At 40.5% G+C, this 17,019-nt stretch carries 16 protein-coding genes; 9 read left to right on the forward strand and 7 right to left on the reverse strand.

The window, feature by feature from the left end; genetic code table 11:
- Both nadA and PQ478_RS02815 read left to right on the forward strand, forming a co-directional pair.
- A complete protein-coding gene (nadA, locus tag PQ478_RS02810; protein ID WP_075683401.1) occupies positions 1-1,098 on the forward strand; it encodes a quinolinate synthase NadA in 1,098 nt (365 codons plus the stop codon).
- A gap of 153 nt (positions 1,099-1,251) precedes the next feature.
- Positions 1,252-2,610, forward strand: coding sequence for an MATE family efflux transporter (locus PQ478_RS02815; protein WP_289235776.1), 1,359 nt, complete (start codon positions 1,252-1,254; stop codon positions 2,608-2,610).
- Between the two features lie 279 nt (positions 2,611-2,889).
- Here the strand turns inward: PQ478_RS02815 and PQ478_RS02820 are convergent, their stop codons facing one another.
- Both PQ478_RS02820 and ykzP read right to left on the reverse strand, forming a co-directional pair.
- Entirely contained in the window at positions 2,890-3,141 is a 252-nt protein-coding gene (locus PQ478_RS02820; protein ID WP_012957520.1) for a hypothetical protein, read from the reverse strand.
- A 59-nt stretch (positions 3,142-3,200) separates the two neighbouring features.
- Entirely contained in the window at positions 3,201-3,338 is a 138-nt protein-coding gene (ykzP, locus tag PQ478_RS02825) for a protein YkzP (RefSeq protein ID WP_012957521.1), read from the reverse strand.
- Positions 3,339-3,441: 103 nt separating this feature from the next.
- On the opposite strand from ykzP, the gene rnhA reads away from it, so the two are divergent.
- The 4 genes from rnhA (at position 3,442) to PQ478_RS02845 (ending at position 8,674) form a co-directional block, all read left to right on the forward strand.
- Complete coding sequence (gene rnhA / locus PQ478_RS02830; RefSeq protein WP_075683375.1) at positions 3,442-4,083, forward strand: ribonuclease H; 642 nt, start codon at positions 3,442-3,444, stop codon at positions 4,081-4,083.
- 51 nt (positions 4,084-4,134) lie between these two features.
- Positions 4,135-5,496, forward strand: coding sequence for an aldehyde dehydrogenase (locus PQ478_RS02835; protein WP_289235777.1), 1,362 nt, complete (start codon positions 4,135-4,137; stop codon positions 5,494-5,496).
- Between the two features lie 48 nt (positions 5,497-5,544).
- On the forward strand, positions 5,545-6,864 hold the full coding sequence (locus PQ478_RS02840; protein WP_289235778.1) for a lysine N(6)-hydroxylase/L-ornithine N(5)-oxygenase family protein: 1,320 nt from the start codon (positions 5,545-5,547) through the stop codon (positions 6,862-6,864).
- Positions 6,865-7,216: 352 nt separating this feature from the next.
- On the forward strand, positions 7,217-8,674 hold the full coding sequence (locus PQ478_RS02845; RefSeq protein ID WP_289235779.1) for a catalase: 1,458 nt from the start codon (positions 7,217-7,219) through the stop codon (positions 8,672-8,674).
- 24 nt (positions 8,675-8,698) lie between these two features.
- Here the strand turns inward: PQ478_RS02845 and PQ478_RS02850 are convergent, their stop codons facing one another.
- The 4 genes from PQ478_RS02850 to PQ478_RS02865 all read right to left on the reverse strand — a co-directional run bounded on the left by PQ478_RS02850 (position 8,699) and on the right by PQ478_RS02865 (position 13,008).
- Entirely contained in the window at positions 8,699-9,835 is a 1,137-nt protein-coding gene (locus tag PQ478_RS02850) for a Ger(x)C family spore germination protein (protein WP_289235780.1), read from the reverse strand.
- Positions 9,832-11,286: a spore germination protein gene (locus PQ478_RS02855; protein ID WP_289235781.1), complete on the reverse strand. Its 1,455-nt coding sequence runs from the start codon at positions 11,284-11,286 to the stop codon at positions 9,832-9,834. Before PQ478_RS02855 ends, PQ478_RS02850 begins: the two co-directional genes overlap by 4 nt.
- Positions 11,283-12,371, reverse strand: a complete 1,089-nt coding sequence (locus PQ478_RS02860; RefSeq protein WP_075683381.1) for an endospore germination permease — start codon at positions 12,369-12,371, stop codon at positions 11,283-11,285. Before PQ478_RS02860 ends, PQ478_RS02855 begins: the two co-directional genes overlap by 4 nt.
- A gap of 85 nt (positions 12,372-12,456) precedes the next feature.
- Positions 12,457-13,008, reverse strand: coding sequence for a GNAT family N-acetyltransferase (locus PQ478_RS02865; RefSeq protein WP_075683382.1), 552 nt, complete (start codon positions 13,006-13,008; stop codon positions 12,457-12,459).
- A 205-nt stretch (positions 13,009-13,213) separates the two neighbouring features.
- Here PQ478_RS02865 and PQ478_RS02870 point away from each other — a divergent pair, with 205 nt between their 5' ends.
- On the forward strand, positions 13,214-14,833 hold the full coding sequence (locus PQ478_RS02870) for a gamma-glutamyltransferase family protein (RefSeq protein ID WP_289235782.1): 1,620 nt from the start codon (positions 13,214-13,216) through the stop codon (positions 14,831-14,833).
- 167 nt (positions 14,834-15,000) lie between these two features.
- Here the strand turns inward: PQ478_RS02870 and PQ478_RS02875 are convergent, their stop codons facing one another.
- On the reverse strand, positions 15,001-15,450 hold the full coding sequence (locus tag PQ478_RS02875; protein ID WP_022629866.1) for an Lrp/AsnC family transcriptional regulator: 450 nt from the start codon (positions 15,448-15,450) through the stop codon (positions 15,001-15,003).
- Positions 15,451-15,674: 224 nt separating this feature from the next.
- Here PQ478_RS02875 and PQ478_RS02880 point away from each other — a divergent pair, with 224 nt between their 5' ends.
- The gene (locus PQ478_RS02880; RefSeq protein WP_289235783.1) at positions 15,675-16,241 is read left to right on the forward strand and encodes a chromate transporter; all 567 of its coding nucleotides are present in this window, start codon (positions 15,675-15,677) and stop codon (positions 16,239-16,241) included.
- Entirely contained in the window at positions 16,238-16,780 is a 543-nt protein-coding gene (locus tag PQ478_RS02885; protein WP_289235784.1) for a chromate transporter, read from the forward strand. Before PQ478_RS02880 ends, PQ478_RS02885 begins: the two co-directional genes overlap by 4 nt.
- The last annotated feature ends 239 nt before the right edge of the window (positions 16,781-17,019 follow it).

Below are 17,019 nucleotides of genomic sequence, written 5' to 3' on the forward strand. Positions count from 1 at the left end.
ATGGATCTTTTTTCAAAAGCAGGCCCAACAATCCCAGCGTATTACAAACAAATGAGTGACCAAGATTTAATAAAAAGAGCATCCTATATAAAAAGTGAGCTCGGTGATACGTTGTTTATTCCTGGTCATCATTATCAAAAAGATGAAGTCATTCAATTTGCTGATGTGACAGGTGATTCCCTGCAGCTTGCAAGGCTGTCTGCTTCCAATCAGACAGCACGCTACATTGTGTTTTGCGGGGTTCATTTTATGGCAGAAACAGCAGATATCTTAACGAATGACGAACAAACAGTCATTCTCCCTGACATGCGGGCGGGCTGTTCGATGGCCGACATGGCAACAAAAGATCAGACAGAAGCTGCATGGGAAAAATTAACCGACGAATTTGGAGATACGATAATCCCGTTAACCTATGTGAATTCTTCGGCTGAAATAAAAGCATTTGTTGGCAGGAACGGGGGAGCGACGGTAACCTCTTCTAATGCAAAAGCGATGCTTGAATGGGCTTTTACAAAAAAGAAACGCATATTATTTCTGCCTGATCAGCACTTAGGGAGGAATACGGCATATGAACTAGGGATTCCCCTTGATGAGATGGTCATATGGAATCAACTAACTGAGGAAGTAGAAGGCTCTTGTAAGAAGGATAAAGTGAAAATGATTTTATGGAAGGGACACTGCTCGGTTCATGAGAAGTTCCGCCTAGAACATGTACACAAGATAAGAGCAGAAGAGCCTGAACGTAAAATCATTGTTCATCCGGAGTGTACATGGGATGTGGTTGATGCGAGTGATGATGCAGGTTCCACAAAGTATATCATTGATCAAATCAAAGCGGCTCCAAAGGGGACAAAGTGGGCAATCGGAACGGAAATGAATCTAGTGAATCGATTAATGAACACGCATCCAGATCAGTCCATCCGCTCACTTAATCCTGATATGTGCCCGTGTTTAACAATGAACCGGATTGATCTTCCTCATTTTGTATGGACGCTTGAACAAATAGCAGAAGAACAGCCTGTAAATGTCATAAAAGTAGACGAAGAAACAGCCCAATCGGCTAAACTGGCTATTGAGCGTATGTTTACTTGTGTATAAATACATTAAGGAAAGCTGCAGACTAAACGAGTCTGCAGCTTTTTTGTCAGTGATTTTTTTAGTGAAACGAAAGATTTATGATTAACCTTTATGTAAGAAGCGTGATATAATGGCATAGTTTTTATACAAGAAGGGGTGGCAAGGAGGAGTAAGATGAGAGAAACAAAAACATTAAAAGAGAAGCTTCAGCTGTTCCTTGTTGTTATGATGCCGATTCTCATTACACAATTAGGGCTGTATGCCATGAACTTTTTTGATACCACAATGTCCGGTCAGGCTGGTGCTGAAGATTTAGCTGGTGTGGCCATTGGTTCGAGTTTATGGGTGCCCGTATTTACTGGGTTAAGTGGTATTCTCTTAGCGCTGACGCCGATGATCGCTCAAAATATCGGTGCAGGTAATAAAGAAGAAGTGCCTTATACAGTCGTTCAAGGCTTGTATTTATCGATTGCTGTATCAATCGTCATTATTATAGGCGGAGGTCTAGTGCTTGAGCCGATCTTAAATCTAATGTCATTAGAAGCAGAAGTGCATCGAGTGGCTTATTATTATTTAGTCGCACTTGGCTTTGGTGTCATACCTTTATTTATGTACACCGTGCTGCGCTGTTTTATTGATTCTCTTGGCCAAACACGTGTGACGATGTTTATTACGCTTTTGTCGCTGCCGATTAACGTGTTCTTTAACTATGTCCTTATTTTTGGTGCGTGGGGCTTTCCGCGTTTAGGAGGAATTGGAGCCGGGGTTGCTTCAACGATTACTTATTGGAGCATACTTGGAATTACGATTTATTTCATTGCTCGTGTACAGCCTTTTTCAACGTACCAGATTTTTAAAAAGGTATATAAAGTATCATTTGCAAAATGGAAAGAGCTTTTAATTTTAGGGCTGCCTATTGGTTTTACCATTTTCTTTGAAACGAGTATTTTCGCTGCCGTTACGTTATTAATGAGTGAGTTTAACACGGCCACTATTGCAGCACATCAAGCTGCGATTAATTTCGCTTCCTTCCTCTATATGATCCCATTAAGTTTTGCGTTCACTTTAACGATCGCTGTTGGGTATGAGGTAGGCGCTAAACGATTTGATGACGCAAAGCAGTATAGCAAAATGGGGATATGGATGGCGCTCGGCATGGGTGTCATTGCTGGTCTTATCATTTATGTCATGCGAGGACCTGTATCAGGGCTCTATACAAATGATCCGAATGTTGCGCGGTTAATTCAACAGTTCCTTATTTATTCGATATTCTTCCAATTGTCTGATGCACTTGCTACACCGATACAAGGGGTGTTACGCGGTCATAAAGATGTTAATATCCCATTTGTAATGGCGCTAGTTTCGTTTTGGCTGATCGGTCTTCCTACAGGATATATCCTGGCTAACTACACAGAGTTCGGTCCGTTTGGATATTGGATCGGTTTGATAACAGGCCTTGCCGTATGTGCAGCTGCTTTATTATGGAGATTATATACAGTTGAGAAACGAGCGAAAGTTCAATTAGAGAGGTAAGAGAAAAGATGAGTGCGCGTTGATTGCGATGGGTCAGGGTGGATTGTATTATTTGAGTCTGTTTATGTGCCTGTAGGTGAGGTGAGTGCGCTTATTCATCGTGTAATTGCGTCACTTGCTGAGTCTTATGTGTCAATCTGCTCTAATTGCGCCGGTTCAAGAAGTCTATTGCGTCACTCTCAGACGGAATTGTATCGTACTATCCATTAATTGCGTCACTTCATTTCATTCTCTTCACCCTAATAAAAATGAGCTGTCCCTAAACCGGGCAGCTCCTATTTAGTTTAATGTGATATGTGAGTCGCGATGCTGGTATATTCCATCAAGCTTCTCGCCGATATCTTCTTCAATTTCCTGATTAGAAGGGAGTTCATCATAACTTTCGATAATCGTAAAGCTCTCAAGACAAAGGAGATGATAAGGATACTTCTCTCCTTTATCCTCAATAATCGCATAGAGCTTATTACTCTTCGTACTAACAAGATCCCCGACTTCTTTCACTGAGCGCTTTCGATTAATCGTAATGTTCATGAGTTTACCCTCCTAAACGTTTTTTCAACAGGGTATCCACATTGTATTGTTTTTATACGTTATTTCTTTTTCTTTTCGTTGGATTTGTTCCCGCCGTTATCAATCATTTCACTTGCTACTTCCTGATTGAACATGCTCTCAGTCGGAGTTTGGTTATTTGTTACAGCTTTATTGTGCTGTTTATTTCGTTTTGTCATGGGTGATGCTCCTTTCAGTTTGTGATATGCATTTGATTGTATAAAAAGTGTTTCATTGTTACTATTTGATTAAATGGAAAACTTATACGAAGAAGGTGTCCCTATGGCAAAAAAGAAATATTACGTGGTTTGGAATGGACGAAAAAAAGGAATTTTTACGACTTGGGCTGAATGTGAGGCGCAAGTGAAAGGTTTTACAGGAGCTCGTTTTAAATCCTTTCCAACAGAGGCGGAGGCTAAAGCGGCATTTAGCGGCGGGGCGTCTGCATCCTCTAGTTCAAAGACAAAGAGTAAAGCAAAAACTTCCTCATCAAAAAAGGAAACCGATGTAATCGCTGAAGTCAATTGGGACAGCATTTCTGTTGATGTTGGATGCCGGGGAAACCCTGGAATTGTTGAGTATAAAGGGGTACATACACAAACGGGAGAAATACTGTTTGCACATGATGAGATCCATATCGGGACAAATAATATGGGAGAATTTTTAGCAATTGTACACGGGCTTGCTTATTTAAAGGAACACGGACTGAACAAGCCGATCTATTCGGATTCTCTTACAGCAATTAAATGGGTAAAACAAAAGAAGGCAAAGTCTACACTTGACCGCAACGAACGGACGGCTTATATTTGGTCGCTTGTCGACCGTGCAGAGAAGTGGCTGCAAGAAAATGAGTATGATACGCCGATCCTAAAATGGCACACAGAAAAATGGGGAGAGATCAAAGCAGACTACGGGCGCAAATAAAGGTATAGTAAGAATGAGATGATGTTATTACATGTTAGGGGGACTTTAGCGATGTTTACGTCTTTACGAGAAAAACAAAAGCATTTCTTCTATACAGGACAGACAAAAGAGTATGCCTTTAGAAAAAAACAGTTAGAGCGCTTGAAAGAGGCGATTCAAACAAATGAAGCAGAGCTTTTAGAAGCGTTAAAGCTCGATCTAAATAAAACGAATGAAGAAGCTTTTTTAACAGAGCTTGGACCAACCTATCAAGAAATTAATCATACATTAAAGCATTTAAAAGAATGGATGGAGCCGGAGAAAGTGAAGACACCAGCTTCTCATGTTGGTTCAGTTGGGAAAATACATTATGAACCTTACGGAGTGGCGTTAATCATTGCCCCTTGGAATTATCCGCTCCAATTAGCGCTTTCTCCATTAGTGGGAGCTATATCTGCAGGGAACTGTGCGATTGTCAAACCATCAGAATTGACTCCGCACACATCAAAAGCAATAGCAAAGCTTCTAGATCAAACATTTGATGAGGCCTTTGTTAAAACTGTTGAAGGGGCCGTCGATGTCAGCCAGGCTTTGTTAAAAGAGCCGTTTGACTATATTTTCTTTACGGGAAGTGTTGGTGTCGGAAAGATTGTGATGGAAGCCGCTTCAAAGAACCTGACGCCTATTACTCTCGAACTCGGCGGGAAGAGTCCTGCCATTGTTCATGAAGATGCGAAGCTTGATCTTGCTGCTAAACGAATCGCGTGGGGGAAATTCCTTAATGCAGGTCAGACCTGTGTAGCGCCTGACTATGTCCTTGTGCATGAGAGAGTCTATCCAGCCTTTCTGAAAAAGGTTAAGAAACATACGAAAGCGTTATTTGATAAGGCTTTACTAAAAGGAACGTATCCTCAAGTGGTCAGCGGACGCCATCTAGAGCGGTTAGCTGGATTCCTCTCAGATGGACAGGTCGAACTTGGCGGGCAGTACAATAAGGAATCACGCACTTTAACACCGACCATTCTAACAGAAGTAAATTGGGAAGCGTCTATCATGAAGGAAGAGATTTTTGGACCGATTCTTCCTATTTTTACGTATCAATCGTTGGATGAGGTATTAGATAAAGTAAGAGACAAAGCGAATCCATTAGCCTTATATGTATTTACTGAAAATAAAAAAGTTGAAGCCCTGATTACAGAAAACCTCTCCTTTGGCGGCGGTTGTATTAATGATACGGTTATGCATTTAGCTACCCCGTATTTGCCGTTCGGCGGTGTTGGAGAGAGCGGGACGGGTGCGTATCATGGGGTAGAAAGCTTCCGTACCTTCTCTCATCGTAAGAGTATTTTAAAGCAATCAACGAAGGTGGATCTGCCTCTTAGATATAAACAAGGTAAATTGACGATGAAAGTACTGCGTAAATTATTTAATTAAACAAGTAAGAAATCAGTGTAGAAATAAGAAGATAGGCAGGGGAACTAGATGAAAGACAGTCATTATGATGTGATAGGGGTCGGGATAGGGCCGTTCAATTTAGGGCTCGCTGCATTACTAGAAGAAAACACCGAGATAAAGGCAGTATTTTTTGATAAAACAGAGGTGTTTCAATGGCATCCTGGCATGCTGCTTGAGCAGTCGGATCTTCAAGTCCCTTTCTTAGCAGATCTCGTCACATTAGCAGATCCGACAAGCAAGTACAGTTTTCTTAACTACCTGCATGTGCATAACCGGATGTATCAGTTTTATTTCTTTAAACGCCTTGATGTGCCTAGAGTAGAATATAATGACTATTGTCAGTGGGTCGTATCAGAGCTGTCCACGCTTCATTTTGGAAAAATGGTCACATCAGTGGAGTACGATCGTGATCATAAGCTTTACAATATTGAGGTGCAAGATGTACAGACGGGTGAAGCGACCTCCTATACAACAGCTCATATTGTTATGGGAACGGGCAGTACACCCCTTATTCCCTCTCCAATCGATGAGAAATTAAATGAAGATGTCATTCATACGAGCCGCTATAAGCATTATGAAAAAGAATTTAAAGAATCAAGAAGTGTGACAGTTGTAGGGTCTGGGCAAAGTGCGGCAGAAGTATTCTATGATCTGCTGCTTACTCAGCGGGAAAATAACTATCAATTAACATGGTTTACTCGTTCGCCAGGCTTCTTTCAGCTTGAAGCGGGGAAACTTGGACAAGAGGTATTTTCACCAGATTATGTTCAGTATTTTCATGAGCTTTCTTACGAGAAAAGAAAAGATGCTCTGCCGATGCTTGGCGGGCTGCGTAATGGCGTAGAAGCAGAAACCCTGCATGCCATTTATGATTTGCTGTACCACCGTTCTATTAGAAGAGAAGACCCAGCAGTAATGATCCAGGCGATGACTTCTGTGAATGATGTGATCAAAAAAGAACCGATGAGATACGAGTTAATGTGTGAACAATGGCAGCAAGAAGAAAAATTCACACATGAAACAGAGAAAGTTGTGTTTGCAACTGGCTATAAACCTCATCTTCCGGATTGGCTTCTCGATATGAAAGATGAATTTAAATGGGAAAGCGAGAAAGAATTTGCTGTAACTAATGATTATCGTCTTAAGTTTAATGATGAACGTGAAAATCATTTATTTGTACTTACGAATCTTGAGCATTCGCATGGTGCAAGTGCAACGAACCTAGCTTTATCTGTTCGTAGAAATCAAACGATTATCAATACCATTACAAGAAATGAGATTTTCTCTCTAAATAACGATACGGTTTTTCAACAATTTGATCGGAAAAATGAAGGAGCACAGCCTTAGGGTGTGCTCCTTTTTTACGTTCTGTTAAGTGGAGGAGTTATCAATAATATTGACTGATTGATAAAGTGAGTTAAATCGATTAATGAATAGGAGGTTGTGTAAAGTATCCACCAAGCCATATAGCTAGAAGAAAGAAGAGGATATTTATTAATGTTAATTATTTAATTAAAATTATTATTAATAAGCATTGACATTGAGGTTTGCTCTGAGTACAATGATAACTGTAATCAATTAATAATAATTATAAATAAGTAGTTATTATTACAATAGCTTCTGAAAAGAAGAAAAAAAGAAATAAAAGTTAGATACATGACCTTTATTTAATCAGGTTCAATTAGGAGGAATTGCAACGATGAAAAAATTATCGACAAACCAAGGTGCCTCAATTTATGACAACCAAAATTCTCGTACAGCAGGTCAACGCGGTCCGGCGCTGCTTGAGGATTATCAATTGATTGAAAAGCTTGCTCATTTCGATCGTGAGCGTATTCCTGAGCGTGTCGTCCATGCTCGCGGTGCAGGAGCTCATGGTGTATTTAAAGTAACACACAGTCTAAAGCGTTTCTCTAAAGCAGCTGTATTTCAAGAAGGAGCCCAAACGGCTGTATTCGCTCGTTTCTCAACCGTTATACACGGTCAGCATTCACCTGAAACATTACGTGATCCGCGTGGATTTGCGGTGAAATTTTATACTGAAGAGGGAAACTGGGACTTTGTAGGTAATAATTTGCCGGTGTTCTTTATACGAGATGCAATGAAATTCCCTGACATGGTTCATTCATTGAAGCCAGACCCACGTACAAATCGTCAAGACCCAGACCGTTACTGGGATTTTATGACGCTTCGTCCTGAGTCTACAAATATGTTAACCCACTTGTTCTCTGATGAGGGGATTCCAGCCAGCTACCGCCACATGCGCGGGTCAAGTGTTCATGCATTTAAATTGATTAATGAGTTTGGAAATACCGTCTATGCTAAATTCCGCTGGGTACCAAAGCAAGAGGTGAAAAATCTATCAATGGAAGAAGCGGCTGAAATTCAAGCTGAGAACTTCAACCATGCATCACAAGATTTATATGAATCGATTGAGAATGGGGATTATCCGGAATGGGACCTTTATGTTCAGATTCTAGATCCAGCTGATATGGACAAGTTTGACTTTGATCCGCTTGATGCGACAAAAGATTGGTTTGAAGAAGATATTCCTTATCAATTAGTTGGAACAATGACATTGAATAGAAACCCGGAGAATGTTTTTGCTGAAACCGAGCAAGTAGGATTCAACCCTGGTGTGGTGGTTCCTGGTATCGAGCCATCTGAAGATAAATTGCTGCAAGGCCGACTATTCTCATACTCAGATACACAGCGCTACCGCGTGGGACCTAACTATATGCAGCTGCCAATCAACTGCCCGTTTGCCCAAGTAAACAACAACCAGCGTGACGGGGCAATGACTTTTAAACAGCAGCCGGGTCATATCAATTACGAACCTAACCGTTATGCAGATACACCGAAAGAAGATGGCGCTCATACTGATCCTATGATGCCTGTTCAAGGGATGGCAGGCCGTCAGCCGATTGATAAGCCAAATAACTTTGGTCAAGCAGGTCAAGTATGGAGACGTTACTCTAAAGAAGAGCAGGATGCCGTTATTAAGAATATGACAGCCGACCTTCAGGGAGTATCGGAACAAACAGTGATGCTTGCGATCTGTAATTTCTACCGAGCTGACGAAGAATTTGGCCAGCGTTTAGCCGATTCATTAGGTAAAGATATTACGCCTTATGTGGAGAAATTGAAGCAAATGTAAGAAGAAATAAGAGCAAGGAGGATTTCACTCCTTGCTCTTATTTTTGAACTTGTAATCTGTTTTATTTATAGAATTGAATGGTTGTAAAGTGACTACAATTTTTTCAAATTCAAATGTATCAGACGTTTCTTGGATGCTTCGCCAATCTGCGTGGTGGCGCCTAAAAAGATAATCTTCTAATTGAAAAATATCAGCACCTAATTCCCTCCCTTTGTTAATCGAGTGAGAGATTTCAGCTTTTATGGCTGTTTCTACCTTTCGTTTAACTTCATCCATTGAAAGCTCAGTTGAGTTCTCACGAAGAACACCTGGTATAGTAACTGCTAATTCAAAGCCTGTCCCATCATCTGATGACGTCTGCTTTATTTTATACTTTGGATTATTCAACTCAACGGTTAAGAACATATCTTCTTCTTTTACGTCAAAAAGAGAGCGTTCTGATTCATTGTTCGTTAAAATATAACCTTCAAGATCAGTAATAGAAAGATACCCTAAATGCTTCTTGTCTTTTACAATATGAGCACCTTCAAAATAGGGCACTGGAATCCCTGTAAGGTCTTCTTTAATTGCACTTTTATCAATATTTATGGAAGGAGTCATTATCGTTTTTGTTGGTTCTTCGTATTCGAGCATAAATTCTTGCAGTGAGAGTGGTGGAACACTTGAGAGCTGTCCCTGCATATCTTTTGGCTGTGATAACCTCGAATAGAGAAAAGGGTAATTAAAGATGACTTTGCTCGCCAAAATTTCTTGCATAGGCTGCGTTGTGCTGTAGATCCAGGCAGAATAAGGGATAAGAAAGTTTTCGGTTAATAAGTCGATCGTTTCACTTGTTTTCCGCTCAAGTACGGATTCGCTTAAGACAATGTTATATAGATGCTCATAATTTACCGGGAGCTGAATGGTTCGATATATTTCTCTAACCGCATCATCAAGGCTCCTCCCCCGACCGACAGCTATCCATAATGGGACTTCTCCGCCCTTTCCTTGTTCCGATTTAGCCACGTTACTAAAATCTAAGAATTGCACGGTAAGTTCATACTGTTCATCTTTAAAATCCACGCCCATTGAAATGGCATAGGAAACCGACTGTATTTCCTTACTTTCAAGGCATCCAGATAAGAATATACATAAACATAAAGCGAATAAAATCTTTCTCATGACTGCCCCCGAGTTTTATCATTAGGATCTAATTCAGGTGCTCGTTTGGTTAGTAAAGGTTTAGGCAGCCTGAAGAAAATACTGACTAAATCTTTGAACGTCTCTATTTTACTAAAGGAAACATAAGAAGTTCCGAAAGATCGAAGAGAAGCGACATGAATAGTAAGAGACAGAAACCCTACAAAGAATCCAAATAACCCTAACCCGGAGCTTAAAAAGAGGATATAAATCCGAGCAATAAATAGATTTCCTGTAAGTGATTGATTGACTAATGTGAAACTAGAAATGGCTGTTACCCCGACGACCACCAACATGGTGGGTGAAGTAATGCCGCCCCTTATCGCGGCATCACCAATAATTAACCCGCCTAAGACGGCTACTGTTTGGCCGACCCCTTTTGGAAGCCTTGCACCAGCCTCTTTAAACAGCTCGAACATAATTAACATAATAAGCATTTCTAGAAAATTTGAAAATGGCAAGCCGCTCCTGGAAACAGATATCGTGGCGATTAAGGGAAAAGGAAGCTGCCCTAAATTATGTGAAGTTAGTGCCGTATAAAATCCCGGAAGAAAAATACTTGTTAACAACCCAATGGTGCGAATGACTCTCTCAACAGAGGCAAAATAAAAACTAGTATTGTTATCTTCGGCTGTTTTTAATAGAAAGGATAAATTGGCAGGGGCAATAAGTGCCGTTGGCGAGCCGTCTACTATTAGAGCAACTCGACCTTGGTTTATGGCTTTTGTAACGAAATCTGGACGGCCTGTATAATTTATTAAAGGGAATAACGAAAATTTTTGGTCAGATATGTAATCCTCTAACTCTTCGCTGCTTGTAAGGATGTCGGTGTCGATTTTAGTCAATCTAGCCTTTACAGTTTTTAAGATGTTTTCATCAATAATGTCTGCGATATAGAGTAATGAAACGTTTGTATTTGATCGTTTCCCTATAGTGAAGTCTTCTACTACAAAACTAGGGGATTTTAAACGCTTTCGAACTAACCCCACATTTACTGATGCTTGTTCAATAAACCCATCTTTAGGACCTCTTGTCGATACCTCTGAGACAGATTCATCAGGGAAACGGGCAGGGATTTTAGCAATATTTAAAAAGAAAACAGAATCTGACGTTTTCTCTTTAGAAGCGATATAAAGGTAGCCGTCATAAAGATACTTATATAATAAAGAGAACGAAAAAGATTTTTTCTTTATTGTTGTCAGTTGAACTAAAGTGGATAATTCTTCTAATTTAAACTCGTTTTCCTTTAAATATAAAAGGTTGGAATGCAGGGCCGTATGATCTATTAACGGTTCACAAAACATCAATAGAACATTCTCTTTAGGATAATCTTTAATCACGATGTCTGAGGAGGCGTGAAACTGTTGAGATAACCAGTCTTTATTTGTATATTGTTCATCATCATGACTAGAAAACCGGTTGTCTTGTGTCATAGCGAACCATTCCTTTCTTTTGTTTTTCGATCCATTATATAAAGGGTTATTAGTAAGAAGAGAGTGTGGATAACTAACACGATCAAAGCAATTGGAAAGTAATAAGTAAAGGTCCAGTCGTAAAAAAGGTAAGGGTCCATCGGCAGCACTGAAATGATATACGCTAAAATGAAAAGGATGTATACGCTTTTGCTTGTTTGGAGCTTATAATTTTTGAATATATTTACCAAAATAAATAAAAAAAGGCTGATCCGTACAATTCCACCTGAGAGCCATTGAAAGGTCGCAAAGAAGTCCACATTGGAAAAATATTTCCCGATGGTTAGGATCCGCCATTGTTCATATGCTGGATACCTGAATAATGAAGAGTATTCCGGACCAAATTCGACAATTGTACCGATGGTCGGCCCTAACATTAATCCGATAATTAACAGCCCGATAATAAGGATGCTTTTATACGAGAAGTTTTTACTGAAATGAGAATGAATAAAAAACAAAATGAAAAACTCCATGATGGGTAAAGAAGTATAAATTAAACCTTGGAACGTAGGGATAAGCCCATTTTCAAATAATGGGAGCAGTAACTCGTAATGTTTTTTCGGGATATTAGCCGTCGCGACGAAAAAGCCTAAAAAGACAACGAGTGGTAAAATTAATAAGCTCACATTTCCGATAGTGTTAAATCCTGAACGAACACAAAAAAAACAAAATAATAGCAGTAATCCATTGATAATCCATATAGACAGATTAGGTGCGTAGGTTAATTGACTCCAATAGGCAATGTCTTTAATAGTAATGATCACACCCAAAAAAAGATAAGCAGCAAAAGGGAGAGTTATAACGTAATACCAAACAGGAGACTTTGAATGTTTCTTTAGAAAAACAGGGATATCTTTTTTGTAGAGAAGACGTAAAATTTTATAAATAACAAATGCCCATACAACCCATAAGAAGGTCGTTAAAAGAATGCTGATCCAGGAATCACGATGAGATACGGATAATAAAGCCGGAATAACTTGTACATGAGCAAATAAACCAACACATAAGAAGACAATGAAGGCTAGTGTGACGATTCCAAACGGCATTTTCTAATCCCCCTTCGCCTGTATTATCTATCCAATAGGTAAATTTATACTTTAAATATAAGAAAGCCTGAGACTTAACAAAGTCTCAGGCTTGTAGTGCTTTCCAATCTCGTCTTAACATCGAATAAATGACATGATCGACATAATGGTCATATAGCCATTCCGTTTCTCTAACAATTCCTTCTTGTATGAAACCAAGCCGCTCAGCTACAGCACGGCTTTTTTCATTTTGAACGGCTGCTCGTATCTCAACCCTGTTTAAACCGAGATCATGAAAAGCATGGTTGGTTAATGCTTTGACTGAATCAGACACGATGCCGTTCCCTTCGAATTCCTGCCCTATCCAATAGCCGATGGAGACACTCTTATTGTTCCAATCAATTGTATTAAAACTAGCAATACCTGCAATTTGTTTGTTATAGACAATGTAGGTGGTTAGGCTTTTTTGTTCGGCAAAATTCTTTAAGTTAGCAAGTACAAACGATTTAGTATCTTCTGCTGTTTTCGAGTAATCAACCCAAGGAAGCCATTCTTTTAAATAAGCACGGTTGCGGTCTATCAGTTGAAACGTTTCTTCAACGTCTTGTACAGCGACTAATTTTAAAGCGAGATCTTCACGAATATGGTGATAAAACATAGCACAGGCCTCCATTTGGGTAAAATTTCTATTACCATATCATGGGTATAGACTCTGATCAATCAATTTTTAAAAAGGTAGTTCTAGCTTTACGTACAAAAAAACTAGTAATATAATAAAAAATATACATATTGTAAGAAAATTAATATTTTTCTTTCTTATTTGACTAGAAATATATCATTTGATTAACAAGGAGGAATTTTAAATGAATGTACAACATGATCCGCAAATGTATCCATATCCTTCCCAGAGGAATGTCGTCTATGGCCGGAAGGGAATGGTTGCTACTTCACAGCCGCTTGCCGCTCAAGCGGGTTTAGACATTTTGAAACAGGGCGGAAATGCAATTGATGCAGCTATTGCTACTGCAGCCTGTCTGACAGTTGTAGAGCCGACATCTAATGGAATTGGCTCAGATTGCTTTGCGCTAGTGTGGGTAGATGGCAAGCTTCACGGATTAAATGGCAGCGGTCAAGCGCCGAACGCTTTATCAATTGATGCCGTAAAGGCTGCTGGACATGATAAGGAGCTCCCTACATTCGGGATGACACCAGTCACGGTTCCTGGAACCCCGCGTGCGTGGGCTGAGCTATCTAGGAAATTTGGTAAGCTTCCTTTGACAGAGGTGCTTAAACCAGCGATTGATTATGCTGAAGGTGGCTTTCCGGTTTCGCCAACTCTTGCTAAATATTGGAATGGGGCATTTACTACCTTTTCTAAGCTGTTTAAAGGAGAAGAATTTAAGGCGTGGTTTGAGACGTTTGCACCAGAAGGGCGTGCTCCGCGTGCAGGAGAAATGTGGAAATCTCCTGGTCATGCTGCTACGTTAAAAAAGATTGCCCAAACAGATGCAGAAGATTTTTACACAGGAGAAATTGCCGATCAGATTGATGCTTATTTTAAAGAATATAATGGATATTTACGCAAGGAGGACTTAGAAGCGTACCAACCTGAGTGGGTAGAACCGATCTCTGTTTCTTACCGTGGATATGATGTGTGGGAAATCCCGCCTAATGGCCAAGGTCTGATTGCATTAGAAGCGCTGAAGATTCTAGAAGGCTATGAATTTACCGAGAAAGATTCAGTTGATACCCTTCATAAACAAATCGAAGCGATGAAACTTGCATTTATTGATGGAATGAAATACATTACCGATCCAAAAGACATGAAGGTGACACCGGATGCCCTGCTTTCAGAAAGCTATGCCAAAGAGCGCAGAGAGCTGATTGGTGAGGAAGCGCTCACACCGGAGCCAGGAACGCCGCCAAGAGGAGGAACTGTTTACCTTGCTGCAGCTGATGGTGAGGGGAATATGGTTTCCTTTATTCAAAGCAACTATATGGGCTTCGGTTCTGGTATTGTCGTTCCGGGAACGGGCATTGCGATGCAAAACCGTGGTCATAATTTCTCTTTAGATGAAACCCATGACAACTGTTTGAAGCCTGGCAAGAAAACCTATCATACTATTATTCCGGGCTTTTTAACCAAAGGCGATGAGGCAGTAGGACCATTTGGTGTAATGGGAGGCTTTATGCAGCCGCAAGGACATGTTCAAGTGGTGATGAATACAGTTGATTTTCATCTGAATCCGCAAGCTGCTCTAGATTCACCACGCTGGATGTGGTCAGAAGGGAAAACAGTACATGTAGAAGGAAGCTTGCCTTCTCATTTAGCACAAGCCTTAAAAAGAAAAGGTCATGACATTCAAGTCGCTCTTGAAGGAGGTCCATTTGGAAGAGGACAGATTATCTGGAGAGATCCCAAGACGGGCGTACTAGCAGGAGGCACAGAACATCGTACAGACGGTGAAGTAGCAGCTTGGTAATGTGAATAAAAAACGGGTTCAATCCTATTTGGTTTGAACCTGTTTTTGTTTTTTATTTAGAAACTGTCTCACCATAATGTTCCTTCTCAGAAATAATGTTTTACGTAAAATTACGCAAAACGGGCAGAGTACCTAAAAAATACGGCTTAAAAACAGTGTTCTAATTATTATAGTTTTAATCCGCTTCGGCTCTTAAATCGTCTCAGGAGAATATGGCTTTCTACGCGGGTAATCCCTTCAAGTGCATACAGCTCTTCATTGATAAAGTTCTCTAATTGATCGAAGTCTTCGACTAGGACATGCATATGCAGAGTGCTTGGTCCGGTCATTTGATAGCAGCTAGCCACCTTAGGGTTTTCAGCTAAGGTCTCAGCCACTTGAACAAGAGAGGTTGGCTCACAATCCACTTCAAAAAACGCAGAGACGGATTTACCGACTTTATCAGAGTTGATAACGACACTGAACTTCTCAATGACTCCTTCTTCTTGGAGCTGATGAATTCGCTCCCTGATCGCCACACGTGAGAGCCCTAATTCTTTAGCTATATCAACATAAGACATCCTGCCGTTATCAGTAAGCAAAGCTAGAATCTTTCGGTCTGTTGCATCTATTTTCATCTCATTCACCACTTATTCATTAGGCTACGTTTATTATATATAACCAAAAATCATCTGTCACTTTTGGTTTGAGCAAACATAATGTCTTTGTTTGAAGAGTAGTCTATAATAAAAAGGAATCAAATATATCAAAAAATGTTCATTTTGTAAGTTTAATAAGGTATTATGTAATCATTAATATACTATATAAATGTTAGCAGGAACGTTTTGCAGGGAGTGGGAGAATGGATATTACATTGCAAAGAAACTTATTTATTGCCTTTTTTCGTTCGGGCATCCTTGGATACGGAGGAGGTCCTTCGACCATTCCGCTTGTCCATAAGGAAGTGGTCGAGCGCTTTGGCTGGATGAATGATCAAGAGTTTGCGGACGTATTAGCGCTTGGAAATGCGCTGCCGGGTCCAATTGCGACAAAAATGGCGGGCTATATCGGCTACAAAGTAGGGGGATGGGTTGGTTTAATCAATAGCCTCATCGCGACAGTTCTGCCTACTGTTCTTTTAATGGTCGGGCTGATCGGTCTTTTATCGTCATTTCGAGAGTCGCGTGTGGTGGCTGGAATGACAGCTGCAGTGGCCCCGGTTGTCGGCGTGATGCTGTTCGTTTTAACGATGCAATTTCTAAAGCAGTCTAAAAAAGGTATTGGTCTTGCTGTAACAATCGTTCTAAGTATCGTGAGTTTAGCTGCTTATCAACTTTTAGGCATTCATCCTGCCATTGTGATTGGGATATTAATTGTGTACGGATTAGCTGTACGTCCGAGACGTGAAAAAGAGGGGGCGGCATCATGATTTATTGGGAGTTGTTTTTAGCCTTCTTCATTCCTGGTATTGTCGGCTATGGGGGAGGACCAGCGTCTATTCCTCTAATCCAGACAGAGGTTGTCAACCGCTATGGGTGGGTGACAGTAGAAGAATTTGGAGAGCTGCTTGCTATTGGAAATGCGCTGCCGGGACCGATTGCCACAAAAATGGCAGGTTATATCGGCTATGAAGTAGGTGGTGTACTCGGTGCATCTGTTGCTTTATTTGCAACAATTGCTCCTTCTTTAATTATTATGATTTTCTTATTGGGCATTTTGTATAAGTTCAAAGATTCTCCTCGTGTGAAAAGGATGACCGGACTTATTAAGCCTACCATTGCTATTTTACTAGGCGTCCTTGCCTTTGAGTTCTTTGATACATCTGTATTCAACTCAGGATGGGTTCAAACGATCTTTCTTATTGTTATTAGCTATCTGCTTCTTGAAAGGTGGAAAGTACACCCTGCTCTAGTCATAGCAGGGGCGTTGCTATACGGCGGCTTATTTCTGGGGCATGGCGGTGTGTAGGGTTAATCCTGCTCTAGGCACCGCAGGAGTCTCCGCATAGTTCATCCGCTTGGGTTATTGCATTTTGTAATGATTATGTGGAGCGATTTAGTTAGGCTCAGTTCAAAATCTGAACCGTCCTCCGTTTACTAAATCACTGAGCAACGAACAAGTTCGATAAGGGTGCATTATATAACATCCTTCCTCTGTTGATTGGAGCAGAAGGCGCCGACTCCAGCGGGATGCGCGTGACCAGGGAG

The sequence above is a fragment of the Alkalihalophilus pseudofirmus genome (assembly GCF_029094545.1).
GTDB lineage: Bacteria > Bacillota > Bacilli > Bacillales > Bacillaceae_D > Alkalihalophilus > Alkalihalophilus pseudofirmus.